Genomic DNA, 14,115 nt, shown 5'->3' with positions numbered 1-14,115 from the left:
GTGGGTGCGGATGATAACGAAATACGGGGGAAAGAAAAACCCTCCCACCGGGCGGTGAGAGGGGGAAAATTTAGGCTGCGACCAGGCTGTCGATAGCGGCTTTCGCGTCGGTCTGCGCTTTGGTGGCCACTTCCGGGCCGTAAGCGATACCTTCAGCGAACACGAAGTTCACGTCGGTAATGCCGATGAAGCCCAGGAACAACGTCATGTACGGTGCGACCAGATCGGTAGGGGTATCTTTGTGAATACCGCCGCGGCTGGTCAGGACGATAGCGCGTTTACCTTTCACCAGACCTTCCGGGCCGTTCTCGGTGTAACGGAAGGTTACGCCAGCGCGCGCCACCAGGTCGAAGTAGTTCTTCAACTGCGTAGGAATGTTGAAGTTATACATTGGGGCGTTGATCACGATAACGTCGTGGGCCTGCAACTCAGCAATCAGCTCGTCGGAGAGCGCCAGGGCTTCCTGCTGACGTGGGGTGAGAGGCGCATCGCTCGGACGCAGCGCGCCAACCAGCTCGCCGTCCAGCACAGGAATCGGGTTTGCTGCCAGGTCACGCACGGTGATTTCATCCGCGCTGTGCTGTTCACGCCACTGTTCAACGAAATAGTCTGCCAGCTGACCAGACTGTGAATACCCTGCCAGAATACTGGATTTCAACACTAATACTTTGCTCATGGGAATTTCCTGTTTTGTATTTGATTGAGGGGGTTGCCCCGTTGCTTGTTGACACTTTATTCACAATCCTGCCACAGGGATAGCGCAATATATCGAAGCCTATGTTCGAATTTTTTGAATAAGGCGCGAAAAGCACTGATGTGGTACTCTATAGCAATCATTAAAAAGAGATTTTATCCGGCAGTGCACTGCCCGTTAACGCTATGACAGAACAACAGAAATTATCCTTCCCGGTGCTGATGCAACAGCTTGATTCGCTGATGCTGCGCGATAAACAGCGGTTTGCGCGCCGTCTGCACGGCGTTAAGAAGGTTAAAAATCCTGATGCACAACAGGCCATTTACCAGGAGATGGCCAAAGAGATTGAACAGGCGGCAGGGAAAGTTGTGCTGCGTGAAGCCGCACGCCCGGAGATTACCTATCCGGAAAACCTGCCCGTCAGCCAGAAAAAACAGGACATTCTTGAGGCCGTGCGCGACCACCAGGTGGTGATCGTCGCGGGGGAAACCGGTTCAGGTAAAACCACTCAGCTGCCGAAGATCTGCATGGAATTAGGCCGCGGGGTGAAAGGGTTGATCGGTCACACCCAGCCGCGTCGTCTGGCGGCGCGCACCGTGGCGAACCGTATTGCCGACGAGCTGCAAACGGAGCCGGGCGGTTGCATCGGCTACAAGGTGCGATTCAGCGACCACGTCAGCGATAACACCATGGTTAAGCTGATGACCGACGGTATCCTGCTGGCGGAAATCCAGCAGGATCGTCTGCTGATGCAGTACGACACCATCATCATCGATGAAGCGCACGAGCGCAGCCTGAACATCGACTTCCTGCTCGGCTACCTGAAAGAGCTGCTGCCCCGGCGTCCGGATCTGAAAATCATCATCACCTCCGCGACCATCGACCCGGAGCGTTTCTCAAAACATTTCAACAATGCGCCGATCATTGAAGTCTCAGGCCGAACCTACCCGGTTGAAGTGCGCTATCGCCCGATTGTTGAAGAGGCGGACGATACCGAGCGCGACCAGCTTCAGGCCATCTTCGATGCCGTCGACGAGCTGGGCAACGAGAGTTCTGGCGACATTCTGATCTTCATGAGCGGCGAGCGTGAGATCCGCGATACCGCCGATGCGCTCAGCAAGCGCGATCTGCGCCATACCGAGATCCTGCCGCTGTACGCGCGCCTGTCCAACAGCGAGCAGAACCGCGTGTTCCAGCCGCACAGCGGGCGCCGCATCGTGCTGGCGACCAACGTGGCCGAAACCTCGCTGACCGTACCGGGCATTAAATACGTGATCGACCCGGGTACGGCGCGCATCAGCCGCTACAGCTACAGAACCAAAGTTCAGCGTCTGCCGATCGAGCCGGTTTCGCAGGCGTCAGCTAATCAGCGTAAGGGCCGCTGCGGCCGCGTGTCGGAAGGGATCTGTATTCGTCTCTATTCGGAAGACGATTTCCTTTCGCGCCCGGAGTTTACCGATCCGGAGATCCTGCGAACCAACCTGGCATCCGTTATCCTGCAAATGACCGCGCTGGGGCTGGGCGATATCGCCGCCTTCCCGTTTGTGGAAGCGCCGGATAAGCGCAATATTCAGGACGGGGTGCGGCTGCTGGAAGAGCTGGGGGCCATTACTACCGACGAGCAGGCGACGGCCTACAAGCTAACGCCGTTGGGCCGCCAGCTTAGCCAGCTGCCGGTCGACCCGCGGCTGGCGCGCATGGTGCTGGAGGCGCAAAAACACGGCTGCGTGCGCGAGGCGATGATCATCACCTCGGCGCTCTCAATTCAGGATCCGCGCGAGCGTCCGATGGACAAACAGCAGGCGTCGGATGAAAAACACCGTCGCTTCCACGATAAAGAGTCCGATTTCCTCGCATTCGTCAACCTGTGGAACTACCTCGGCGAGCAGCAAAAAGCGCTCTCTTCGAATCAGTTCCGCCGTCAGTGCCGGGTGGATTTCCTCAACTACCTGCGCGTGCGCGAATGGCAGGATATCTACACCCAACTGCGCCAGGTGGTGAAAGAGCTGGGCATCCCGGTGAACAGTGAACCGGCGGAGTACCGCGAAATTCATATTGCCCTGTTGACCGGCCTGCTGTCCCATATCGGGATGAAGGATGCGGATAAACAGGAATTTACCGGCGCACGCAACGCGCGTTTCTCCATCTTCCCGGGCTCCGGTTTGTTCAAGAAGCCGCCGAAGTGGACCATGGTCGCCGAGCTGGTGGAAACCAGCCGTCTGTGGGGGCGTATCGCCGCGCGTATCGATCCAGAGTGGGTTGAGCCGGTGGCGCAGCACCTGCTGAAACGCTCGTACAGCGAGCCGCACTGGGAGCGCGGGCAGGGCGCAGTGATGGCGACGGAAAAAGTCACCGTTTACGGCCTGCCGGTGGTTGCAGCGCGTAAGGTTAACTACAGCCAGATTGACCCGGCGCTGAGTCGCGAGCTGTTTATCCGCCATGCGCTGGTGGAAGGCGACTGGCAGACGCGCCATGCGTTCTTCCGCGAAAACCTGAAGCTGCGCGCCGAGGTGGAAGAGCTTGAACACAAGTCCCGCCGCCGCGACATTCTGGTGGACGACGAGACGCTGTTTGAGTTTTACGACCAGCGCATCAGCCACGATGTGATCTCGGCGCGCCATTTCGACAGCTGGTGGAAGAAAGCCAGCAAAGAGACCCCGGACCTGCTCAACTTTGAAAAGAGCATGCTGATCAAAGAGGGCGCGGAGTCGGTCAGCAAGCTCGACTACCCGAACTTCTGGCATCAGGGCAACCTGAAGCTGCGTCTGACCTATCAGTTTGAGCCGGGCGCGGATGCCGATGGCGTGACGGTGCACATTCCGCTGCCGCTGTTAAACCAGGTGGATGAGAGCGGGTTTGAGTGGCAAATTCCCGGCCTGCGCCGCGAACTGGTCATTGCATTAATCAAATCCCTGCCTAAACCAGTGCGGCGCAACTTTGTACCGGCGCCGAACTACGCCGAAGCGTTTTTAGGCCGCGTCACGCCGCTGGAACTGCCGCTGCTGGACGCACTGGAGCGTGAGTTCCGACGCATGACCGGGACCACCATTGACCGCGACGACTGGAACTGGGATCAGGTGCCCGATCACCTGAAAATCACATTCCGCGTAGTGGACGATAAAAACAAAAAGCTGCGCGAAGGCCGTTCTCTGACGGAGCTGAAAGAAGCGCTGAAAGGTAAAGTCCAGGAGACGCTCTCTGCGGTGGCCGATGACGGTATTGAGCAGAGCGGGCTGCACATCTGGAGCTTTGGTCAGCTTCCGGAAAGCTATGAGCAGAAGCGCGGGAACTACAAGGTGAAAGCCTGGCCCGCGCTGGTGGATGAGCGCGACAGCGTGGCGATTAAGCTCTTTGACAATCCGCAGGAGCAACAGCAGATGATGTGGCGCGGGCTGCGTCGCCTGCTGCTGCTTAACATCCCGTCGCCGATTAAGTATCTGCACGAGAAGCTGCCGAACAAAGCCAAGCTGGGGCTCTACTTTAACCCGTACGGTAAGGTGCTGGATCTGATCGACGACTGCATCTCCTGCGGTGTGGACAAACTGATCCACGAGGCGGGCGGTCCGGTCTGGACGGAAGAGGGCTTTGCTCAGCTTCATGAAAAGGTGCGCGCGGAGCTGAACGACACCGTGGTGGAGATTGCCAAACAGGTCGAGCAGATCCTCACCGCCGTGTTCAATATCAACAAGCGCCTGAAGGGGCGGGTGGATATGACCATGGCCCTGGGTCTGTCGGACGTGAAGGCGCAGATGGCGGGGCTGGTGTATCGCGGCTTTGTCACCGGCAACGGCTTTAAGCGTCTGGGTGATACGCTGCGTTATTTGCAGGCGATTGAGAAGCGTCTGGAGAAAATGGCGGTCGATCCGCATCGCGATCGAGCGCAGATGCTGAAAGTCGAAAACGTGCAGCAGGCGTGGCAGCAGTGGCTCAACAAACTGCCGCCAGCGCGTCGCGATGATGACGATGTGCGGGAGATCCGCTGGATGATCGAGGAGCTGCGCGTCAGCTTCTTCGCCCAGCAGCTCGGTACGCCGTATCCCATTTCGGATAAGCGTATCTTGCAGGCGATGGAGCAGATCTCCGGCTAAAACCATTGCCCGGTGGCGCTGCGCTTACCGGGCCTACGGGAGAACATGCAGGCCGGGTAAGGCGTAGCCGCCACCCGGCTTTTTTATCGTTCCACCATCGCTAGCGTAAACCCATCCCACCCCTTAACACCCACCGTTTGCAGCGCGGTGGCGGTTAAGCGTGGGTTATCTCCAGTCATCTCGATAAATTTCCGTACCCCATGCACGCGTGCATCGTCGCTTTGCCCGTTAACCACCTCGCCGTCGCGCACCACGTTATCGCCGATTATTACCGTGCCGGGACGAGAGTAGTGCAGCGCCCACTCCAGGTAGCCGGGATTGTTTGGCTTATCGGCATCAATAAAGATCAGGTCAAAGGGCGGGACGTCACCGAAATTCTCGAGCGACTTTAGCGCCGGGCCTGTAATCAGTTCGATACGATCGCTGAGTCCCGCAAGGTGAATGTTCTGGCGTGCAACAGCGGCATGTTTCGGGTCCGCTTCAAGCGTAATCAGCTTTCCATCCGGCGGCAGGGCGCGCGCCATCCAGATTGAGCTATACGCGCCCAGCGTACCGATTTCCAGTATTCGACGCGCCTGCGTCATGCGGACAAACAGCGCCAGCAGTTGCCCCTGATTTGCAGCAACGTCGTGCTCGGGTAAACCGGCGCGTTTGTTGTTTTCAAGGACGTTCTGGAGAATTTCATCTTCAGGAATAAGCGACGAAATCATGTAATTATCTACTGAACACCACTGCTGTTGCATAGATTGACTCCTTGGGGGTATCGCCAGAGGCGAAATGTAGGCCGGGTAAAGCGTAGCCGCCACCCGGCATGTTTTCACGCACTGACCCAACCGCCGCCCAGCGCTTTATACAAATCAATTTGCGCCAGCAGCAGGTTGTTTTTCACCTGTACCACGCTGGTCTGCACCGAGAACAGCGTGCGCTGTGCATCGAGCACATCCAGATAAGAAGAGTACCCGTTGCGGTAGCGGTTTTGCGCTATCCGCAGCGTCTCCTGCGCGACCGCCTGCTGAGCGAGCAGCTCGGTAAGCTGTTCCTGATAACGGGTGATGGCATCAAGGCTGTCATTCACCTCAGCAAACGCATTACGTACGGTTTTTTCGTAGCTGTACAACGCCTGATTACGCTGAGACTGAGAGATATCCACCTGTGCATTCAGCGCCTGTCGGTTCAGCAGCGGCGCAAGAATACTGCCGCCCACGCTCCAGAGCTGGAGGGGGTTATCCAGCAATCCCGACAGCGTGCGATCCTGCACCGATCCTGTGGCCGTGAGGTTGATCGACGGCAGCAGGCTGGCGCGCGATGCCGCCAGCGTCGCGTCCGCCGCAATCAGCTGACGTTCAGCCTGGACGATATCCGGACGCCGGTTCAGTAACGTCGACGGCAGCTGGGAGGGCAGTTTCAGCGGCGTCAGGGCATCAAAGCTTTCACCGCGCGCAACGTTACCCGGGTTGCTGCCCAGCAGCAGGCTAAGCGCATTCTCCTGCTGCGCAATCTGGTGCTGAAGCAGTGGAACCTGAGCGCGGGTGGCGCGCAGCTCAGAATCCGATTGCATCAGCTCAAGGCGAGAGCTGTATCCCGTCTCAAACTGTCGTTTAGCAAGATTGAACGCCTCTTCACGCGATTTCAGCGTGGACTGGGTAACGCGAAGCTGTTCATCCAGCGACAGCTGGGTGACGTACCCGGAGGCCACCGACGATGCGACCGTGAGATCTGCCGCCGCGGCCGCCGCCTTTTGTGCCTCCAGCGACGCTTCGGCGGCACGGGAGGTGCTGCGGTTTACCCCCCAGATATCCACGTCGTAGCTGGCGGTCAGGCTGCCTTTGTACAACGTACCGTATACCGGAAGGCCTGTTGCGGCGGACTGCGAGCGCGCGCGCGTCCCGGTCACGCCCGCGTCAAGCGACGGGAACAGGCTGCCGTCGGCAGCGTACACCCGGGCCTGATACTCGTTAATCCGCTCGCGGGCAATCAGCACGTCGCTGTTATTCTTCAGCGCCTGATCCACATAGTGATTCAGATTGCTGTCGTGGAAATTACGCCACCAGAGCTGCTCTGTCGGGCTGGTTGGCCCCGACGTCGCGCGCCACTGGGCCGGGATGTGCAGGGACGATTTGGCGGGCTCAACGTCAACCGACTGGCAACCCGCAAGGATAGCCATCATCAGCAGGCCGGCTATCGGGCGAAGCGTCATTGTTTCGCCTCCCGCGTGTCGATGGTGACCTGCACCGACATGCCAGGGCGCAGCAGCCGGTACGCCTCCGGCTCACCGAGTACCTCAATGCGTACCGGGATGCGCTGGGCGATTTTAACAAAGTTGCCCGTGGCGTTATCCGGGGTGATAGCGCTGAACTCGACGCCTGTGGCCGGGGATATGCTCTCCACGCGGCCCTGATAGGCTTTATCGTTTAAGGCATCGACGGTGAATTTCACTGGCTGTCCGACGCGTAAATTCGCCAGCTGCGTCTCTTTGATATTGGCGATCACCCAGTGCTGCGGCGGGACCAGCGTGGTAAGGTGCGTCCCGGCGGTGACGTACGCTCCAAGACGCACCGCAATTTGCCCGAGCTGACCGTCACGCGGCGCGACAATGCGGGTGTTTTGCAGATCGATCTGCGCAAGCTCCAGCGCGGCTTTCGCATTTTGAACGTCCGCTTCCAGCGAAGCGCGATTGACGATAACCGTTTGTAGATCCTGGCGCGACATCTCAAGCGTTGCTTTCGCCTGGTCGATATCGGCGCTCCCCTGGGCGGCACTGGCCAGCGCCGCATCGCGCTCGCGAATGGACAGGGAGCCGTCTGCGGTCAGATCCTTCACGCGTTTCAGATCCGCCTGGGTTTTCAGACTTTGGGCACGGGCGTTTTTCAGTGCCGCTTCGTTTTTGGCAATCACCGCTTCCGCGCTTTTACGCTGTTGCAGGTTGTTGTTCAGCGCAGCAATTTTCATTGCCAGCTGCGCCTCGGCCTGATGGACGCGCTGGCGATAGATCCGGTCATCAATCTGCAACAGCAGGTCGCCTTTTTTAACCTGCACAAAATCCTGAACATGGACCTCAGTAATGTAGCCGTTGACTTGCGGACTGATGAACGTGGTCTGGCCGCGCACGTAGGCGTTATCAGTAAACTGGGTATGACGCGTGAACGGGGGCAACTGCCAGGCATAAAGGATCACCAGCACCCCGACAATGCCGATAGCCGCGGCGGTGAAAATGGAAACGACGCGTACATTTTTGCGGGTGTTGGCCTGCTCTTTGGCGGCATCCTGCTGACTCATAACTTCTCCTGAAAAATAGTCATTACTTATTGCCAGTGGCGTTCTTAAGGGCCATACGGGCGGTGATGCGCAGGCGCAGCAAGCGCCATAAAATCCAGACCAGCGTGGCTGTGGCAATGCTCGCCGTCAGGAGATAAGTATCGTTGTAAGCCAGAATGTTTGCCTCAAGCGTCGTCACCGTCTGTAGCTGAATAATGGCCTGGGTTCCCAACAGGGAACTGTCGCCAACCAGGCTTTTATACATCTGGGTGTAAAGCTGAATGCGTTCGTTCACCAGCGGGTTGAGGGTGGTGAGCTGGTCAGCCAGCAGGCTGGAATGGTACTTCTCGCGCCAGGTCTGGAAGGTACCAAGGATTGCAGAACCCAGCAGGCCACCAAGGTTCTGACTCATGCCAAACATCACGGAAAAGCTGACCAGATTGCGTGGATCGGCGATCACCCCGCCAATGGCGGCCAGCATCGCAGGGGCGAGGAAGAAAGCGCTGCCGAAACCAAGCAGGAACTGGCTGAACATCAGTTGATCCGGCCGGGTCAGGTTGTTGGATTGGCTGTCCAGCAGCGAAGCAACAATCATCAGCGCCAGCGAGGTGATAATCGGCCAGGCCAGCTTAGTGGGTTTGATCGTCAGACAGCTGGTGACGATACCGCAGACGATTCCGGCGAAAATAGACCACGCCAGATGGGTCATCTGTTCATTCTGTAGGCCCGCATATTGCAGCCAGCCGATGACGCCGGTGTTCTGTTCCGCCAGTACGATGCGGATCAGCAGCATAATCAACCCCAGGCGTACGATGCTGCCGCTGGACAGCCAGCGGGTATTGAGCAGCGGGTTGCTGCGGTTATGTTCAAAGACGATTGCACAGACAATTAGCACCAGCGAGAGAGCCAACGCCCAGCCGATCCACGGTGTTTCAAACCACCATTCCAGACGCCCTAGCGACAGAACCGCGCACAACAGCGCCATACCGGGCGCAAGCAAAAAGAAGGTGATGAAATCTTTCTTCTCGAAAACTTTGCGTCGATCGCCCGGGGGCAGTTTCAGCACCATCACGCAGGCCAGTGAGATCAGGGCCAAACCCAGCTCGAAGAAGTACAGCCCACGCCAGTCATCAAGCTGCAACAGCTCGGTGGAGAACAGCCGCGCCAGCGGTATCGCCAGCGACGAACCGGTAATGCCGATGGTCAGCGCCTTCAGTCGGTGCTTCGCGGGCCAGGCCTGTATCTGGTAATAAATGCCGAGCGAGCTGAGCGCGGCGGCGACCATCCCGTGTGCCGCCCTTACCATCAGCGCCGAGCTGAGATCGTTCACAAACAGGTGGAAAAAGGTGACCAGCACATACAGCACCAGGAAGCCTTCCGTAAACGCGCGCAAACCGTACTGCTGGCGAAACTTCACCAGCAGCAGGTTGATTGAGACGTTGGTCATGACATAGACGGCAGGCAGCCAGGCGATTTCAGTCGACCAGGCGCCGAAGGTGCCTTGCAGATTTTGCAGATTGGCGGTGACGACCGCGTTACCCAGCGCCCCGGTCAGACACACCAGCAGGCCGACCACGCCATAGGCGATCCGTTTCGACGTCGGATGTTCCGGGGTGGAAGGGGAACCCAGCAGAGCGGGTTTCTCATGTGGCTGCCACTCGCGAGGAGCATAAGGATCGCGTTGGGGCAGGCGCATAACGGGGTTTACCTTTCAAAATGTTGAATTGTGAGCGGGCTAATGATTCTACGGCTGACGCAAATCATAATTCAAGTGAATACGAATATTGTATGTTAATCAAATGTAGAGGGAATGATGAAGAAAAAGTGCGGCTCGCGAACGGAGCCGCAATAATATTATCGCTGTTCCGGCTGCGCCTGAAGGTGGCGTTCACGGTTGATGCGGCTGGCACAAAAAATTGCAATGAGGGAGATAGCGACCGTCACGCCCAGATACCAGGCCACGGGTACCCAGTCGCCGTCGTATTTCGCCAGCAGTCCGGTAGCTATTAGCGGTGCCGTTCCGCCCGCCAGCGCGGCCCCAAGTTGATAACCCAGCGTGATACCGGTGTAGCGAACGTTGGCACTGAAAATTTCAGAGCAGAGCGTGCCGAGAACCGCCGTTACCGGTGCCCACAGTACGCCAAAAGCGATAACGGTCGCGAGCACAATTCCCCAGGTGGTACCGGTATTCAGCAGCATAAACCAGGGCACGATAAACAGGCCGAGCACGAAGACACTGACGGCGTACATACGCTGGCGGCCAACCCTGTCGGAGAGCAGCCCCATCAGCGGGATCATGATAGTGGCGACCAGTGCGCCAAGAGTTACTGCCTCCAGCGCCTGGGATTTCTGATAGGTCAGGGTGGTAGTGGCGTAGCTCACCACAAACGTGGAGAAAATATAGAACGGTGCTGTCTCCACAACCTTAAGCCCGGCGGCAATTAGCACTTCACGCCAGTGGTGTTTTATGGTGTCGCGCAGCGGAGCTTTCGCAACCTGGCCGGATTTTTTCACTTTCTGGAAATCAGGCGTTTCGTCAATATCTTTCCGGATCCAAAGCCCCAATATTACCAGCACGGAACTGAGCAGGAACGGAATGCGCCAGCCCCAGGAGAGAAAATCCTCTTCGCTGAACAGCGTCATTAGCGAGACGATAAATGTCGCCATCAACATGCCGATGGTTACGCCCGCCTGCGGAATACTGCCGAAGAAGCCTTTGCGTTTTTCTGGCGCATACTCATAAGCCAGCAGCAGCGCGCCACCCCATTCACCGCCGATACCCATCCCCTGAATAATACGCATCAGGATCAGCAACGCGGGCGCCCACATCCCGATCATGTCGTAGGTGGGCAACAGGCCAATCATCACGGTTGCACCTCCCATCAATGAAAGGGTGAGTACAAGCGTTTTTTTGCGACCGATACGATCCCCGATATGTGCAAAGAGAACGCCGCCAATGGGGCGAATAAAAAAGGTCAACGAGAAGGAGAGATAGGAGAGGATCAGCCCGATTACCGGGTCGACCATCGGAAAGAAAATCTTGTTAAACACCAGCGCGGCAGCGGTGCCATAGAGAAAATAATCAAACCATTCAATAGAACTTCCCGTAAGACTGGCAATTAATACCTTTTTGTTTTTCCGCAATACCGTTGCCGTGCTCTCATGTTGTGTCATGACTCAAAACTCCGCCACGTGGATGATAATAGAGGTGTTACCTGGCGCGCTTCAGGTGCAACCTGTCGGTGTGTAATGGTTGTGAAATTGTTAAGCAACTTAGGTTTGGATGTTACGTTTGGCAAGTCAGCCAGAACTAAAACGGGTCAGATCACGATGGATTAAGCAGCAACTGGTGCTTTTTCAGCACGCTGTTGTGGCAGGATGTGTTGAAGGGCAGATAATCAAAAGCACAAACTCAGGGTGCAACCCAATTGTTTTTGGATGTTTCTGGTTATTTCATCAAAATGACAAATATGCAGCGTAATGAGCACCTCGGCTTTCAGAGTGATCTCCTTTTCATCCCCGTTGTGTGAAGTACTCTAAAGATTAATGCTGTAAGGAGGTAACGATGACAATGGCACTTTTCCCCTGTCTGCCTGGCACCACCCTCGACGCCGTGAATACCGTTGGGGCGTGGCTTGCTCAGGACGACTATCAGGACAACCAGCCCGTTGATCTGGTGATTCTGGCGGGTAACGCGGTGATCCCCGCGATTGATGCTGCCTGTAAAATCGCGGCTGAACAGGGGGTTCCTCTGATCATCAGCGGCGGGATCGGTCACTCGACGACCTTCCTCTACGCCGCGATTGCGAAACACCCCCGCTATAACAGGATACCCACCACCGGGCGGGCTGAGGCGGCTATTCTGGCCGACATCGCCCGTGAATTCTGGAACATTCCCGCTGAGCATCTTCACGTTGAGGATCAGTCGACCAACTGTGGCGAAAACGCCCGCTTCAGCCGGGCGTTGATGAAACAGTCCGGACTGAACGCCGCCCGGGTGCTGGTAGTGCAGGACCCGACGATGCAGCGTCGCACAATGGCTACGTTTGCCCGCGTTTGCCGCGACGAGGCTGCATCGCCCGCATGGATGAGTCATCCCGGCCTGACGCCCGTGCTGCAAAACAGTGACGACGGTCTGGCGTTCAGCGGCCCGGTCGAGGGGTTATGGCCGGTAGAACGTTACCTGTCGCTGGTGCTGGGTGAATTTCCGCGACTCAGGGACGACATCAACGGCTACGGTCCGGCGGGACGTGATTTCATTGCCCATGTCGATATCCCTGCCGACGTGGACGCCGCGTGGCAGATCCTGCGAAACGACGTCATTCTCACCGACGCGCTGGTGAGCCGTTCTCTGCTGTAATGCTCTTGCCCGTTTGCGCCATCTTTTACCCAAACGGGCAGCCTTTGTTGCCGATTTGTGATTTTTGAAACGGGCTGACCCGTTTCTTTTATGAGATATCTCACAAAAACAGACTCATAGAGTAGGCAATTGCCCCGGTAATTATAGTTTTTAACATTAAGTTTACTTGTTAAAAACAGTGTGATTACAGGAGCAGGTTATGACAGTACCCGTACAACATCCTATGTATATTGATGGACAGTTTGTTGCCTGGCAGGGTGATGCCTGGATTGACGTGATCAATCCGGCCACGGAAGAGGTCATTTCCCGTATTCCCGACGGCACCGCCGAGGACGCCCGCAAGGCCATTGACGCGGCAGAGCGCGCGCAGGCTGGCTGGGAGGCGCTGCCTGCCATTGAACGCGCCAGCTGGCTACGCAAAATTTCCGCCGGGATCCGCGAGCGCGTCAGCGAAATCAGCGCGCTGATTGTGGCCGAAGGGGGCAAGATCCAGCAGCTGGCGGAAGTGGAAGTTAACTTTACAGCTGACTACATCGACTATATGGCCGAGTGGGCGCGCCGTTATGAAGGGGAAATCATTCAGAGCGACCGTCCGGGCGAGAATATTCTGGTGTTTAAGCGCGCCCTTGGCGTCACCACCGGCATTCTGCCGTGGAACTTTCCCTTCTTCCTGATTGCCCGTAAGCTCGCTCCTGCGCTAATCACCGGCAACACCATCGTTATCAAACCGAGCGAATTTACCCCAAACAACGCCATTGCGTTTGCCAAAATCGTCGACGAGATTGGCCTGCCGAAAGGCGTCTTCAACCTGGTGCTGGGCCGCGGTGAAACCGTCGGACAGGAGCTGGCCGGGAACCCGAAAGTGGCGATGGTCAGCATGACCGGCAGCGTCGGGGCGGGTGAAAAGATCATGGCTGCGGCTGCGAAAAACATCACCAAAGTGGGGCTGGAGCTGGGTGGTAAAGCCCCGGCCATCGTGATGGACGATGCCGACCTCGAGCTGGCCGTGAAGGCCATTGTGGATTCACGCGTCATCAATACCGGACAGGTGTGTAACTGCGCGGAACGTGTCTATGTTCAGAAGGGGATCTACGACCGCTTTGTGAATCGTCTGGGCGAGGCAATGAAAGCCGTCCAGTTTGGCAATCCGGCTGAACGAACGGATATCGGCATGGGGCCACTGATCAACGCCGCCGCGCTGGAGCGTGTGGAGCAGAAGGTGGCGCGCGCGGTGCAGGAAGGGGCTAAAGTGGTCCTTGGCGGTAAAGCGGCAGAGGGCAAAGGGTATTTTTATCCCCCAACGCTGCTGCTGGACGTACATCAGGACATGGCCATCATGCACGAAGAGACCTTTGGCCCGGTGTTGCCGGTGGTGGCTTTCGACACCCTGGAAGAGGCCCTGAAAATGGCCAACGACAGCGACTACGGTTTAACCTCGTCTGTATATACGCAGGATCTGAATGTCGCCATGAAAGCCATTAAAGGGCTTAAGTTCGGCGAGACCTACATTAACCGTGAAAACTTTGAAGCGATGCAGGGCTTCCATGCGGGCTGGCGGAAATCCGGGATCGGCGGGGCGGATGGCAAACACGGGCTGAATGAGTATTTGCAGACGCAGGTAGTCTATTTACAGTCGTAATCTGGAGCCCCCTCCATGCGAGATAATGTGTGCACGGAGCAGTTCCCTCGCCCCTTTGGGGAGAGGGTTAGGGTGAGGG

Annotated in this window: 9 protein-coding genes; 3 read left to right on the top strand and 6 right to left on the bottom strand. The window is 57.2% G+C overall.

Features of this window, described 5'->3' with window-relative positions:
* Positions 1-70: 70 nt before the first annotated feature.
* Positions 71-676, bottom strand: coding sequence for an FMN-dependent NADH-azoreductase (azoR, locus tag INF86_RS05500; protein WP_022648050.1), 606 nt, complete (start codon positions 674-676; stop codon positions 71-73).
* Positions 677-879: 203 nt separating this feature from the next.
* On the opposite strand from azoR, the gene hrpA reads away from it, so the two are divergent.
* Positions 880-4,782, top strand: a complete 3,903-nt coding sequence (gene hrpA / locus INF86_RS05495) for an ATP-dependent RNA helicase HrpA (RefSeq protein WP_193543300.1) — start codon at positions 880-882, stop codon at positions 4,780-4,782.
* An 83-nt stretch (positions 4,783-4,865) separates the two neighbouring features.
* On the opposite strand, the gene INF86_RS05490 is transcribed toward hrpA, so the two are convergent.
* The 5 genes from INF86_RS05490 to INF86_RS05470 form a co-directional block, all read right to left on the bottom strand.
* Positions 4,866-5,525, bottom strand: a complete 660-nt coding sequence (locus INF86_RS05490) for an O-methyltransferase (RefSeq protein WP_193543299.1) — start codon at positions 5,523-5,525, stop codon at positions 4,866-4,868.
* A gap of 74 nt (positions 5,526-5,599) precedes the next feature.
* A complete protein-coding gene (locus tag INF86_RS05485; protein ID WP_193543298.1) occupies positions 5,600-6,979 on the bottom strand; it encodes an efflux transporter outer membrane subunit in 1,380 nt (459 codons plus the stop codon).
* Entirely contained in the window at positions 6,976-8,058 is a 1,083-nt protein-coding gene (locus INF86_RS05480) for an HlyD family secretion protein (RefSeq protein WP_022648054.1), read from the bottom strand. Before INF86_RS05480 ends, INF86_RS05485 begins: the two co-directional genes overlap by 4 nt.
* Positions 8,059-8,080: 22 nt before the next feature.
* The gene (locus tag INF86_RS05475; protein ID WP_370552854.1) at positions 8,081-9,733 is read right to left on the bottom strand and encodes an MFS transporter; all 1,653 of its coding nucleotides are present in this window, start codon (positions 9,731-9,733) and stop codon (positions 8,081-8,083) included.
* 158 nt (positions 9,734-9,891) lie between these two features.
* Entirely contained in the window at positions 9,892-11,211 is a 1,320-nt protein-coding gene (locus INF86_RS05470) for an MFS transporter (protein WP_023300056.1), read from the bottom strand.
* Between the two features lie 391 nt (positions 11,212-11,602).
* Here INF86_RS05470 and INF86_RS05465 point away from each other — a divergent pair, with 391 nt between their 5' ends.
* Together INF86_RS05465 and aldA are read left to right on the top strand one after the other, a co-directional pair.
* Positions 11,603-12,397, top strand: a complete 795-nt coding sequence (locus INF86_RS05465) for a YdcF family protein (protein WP_022648057.1) — start codon at positions 11,603-11,605, stop codon at positions 12,395-12,397.
* A gap of 199 nt (positions 12,398-12,596) precedes the next feature.
* Positions 12,597-14,036: an aldehyde dehydrogenase gene (aldA, locus tag INF86_RS05460; protein WP_022648058.1), complete on the top strand. Its 1,440-nt coding sequence runs from the start codon at positions 12,597-12,599 to the stop codon at positions 14,034-14,036.
* Positions 14,037-14,115: the final 79 nt, after the last annotated feature.

The organism is Enterobacter cloacae complex sp. I1M, from assembly GCF_014982425.1.
In the GTDB taxonomy this organism is placed as follows: Bacteria; Pseudomonadota; Gammaproteobacteria; order Enterobacterales; family Enterobacteriaceae; genus Enterobacter; species Enterobacter intestinihominis.
The sequence above is the reverse complement of the archived record's forward strand: the minus strand, read 5'-3'. Positions and strand labels throughout refer to the sequence as shown.

Excerpts from the sequence above, each read along its gene's own strand:
- INF86_RS05480 (WP_022648054.1), bottom strand. The coding sequence starts at position 8,058 with ATGAGTCAGCAGGATGCCGCCAAAGAGCAGGCCAACACCCGCAAAAAT.
- INF86_RS05490 (WP_193543299.1), bottom strand. The coding sequence starts at position 5,525 with ATGCAACAGCAGTGGTGTTCAGTAGATAATTACATGATTTCGTCGCTT.
- INF86_RS05485 (WP_193543298.1), bottom strand. The coding sequence starts at position 6,979 with ATGACGCTTCGCCCGATAGCCGGCCTGCTGATGATGGCTATCCTTGCG.
- azoR (WP_022648050.1), bottom strand. The coding sequence starts at position 676 with ATGAGCAAAGTATTAGTGTTGAAATCCAGTATTCTGGCAGGGTATTCA.
- INF86_RS05470 (WP_023300056.1), bottom strand. The coding sequence starts at position 11,211 with ATGACACAACATGAGAGCACGGCAACGGTATTGCGGAAAAACAAAAAG.
- aldA (WP_022648058.1), top strand. The coding sequence starts at position 12,597 with ATGACAGTACCCGTACAACATCCTATGTATATTGATGGACAGTTTGTT.
- hrpA (WP_193543300.1), top strand. The coding sequence starts at position 880 with ATGACAGAACAACAGAAATTATCCTTCCCGGTGCTGATGCAACAGCTT.
- INF86_RS05475 (WP_370552854.1), bottom strand. The coding sequence starts at position 9,733 with ATGCGCCTGCCCCAACGCGATCCTTATGCTCCTCGCGAGTGGCAGCCA.
- INF86_RS05465 (WP_022648057.1), top strand. The coding sequence starts at position 11,603 with ATGACAATGGCACTTTTCCCCTGTCTGCCTGGCACCACCCTCGACGCC.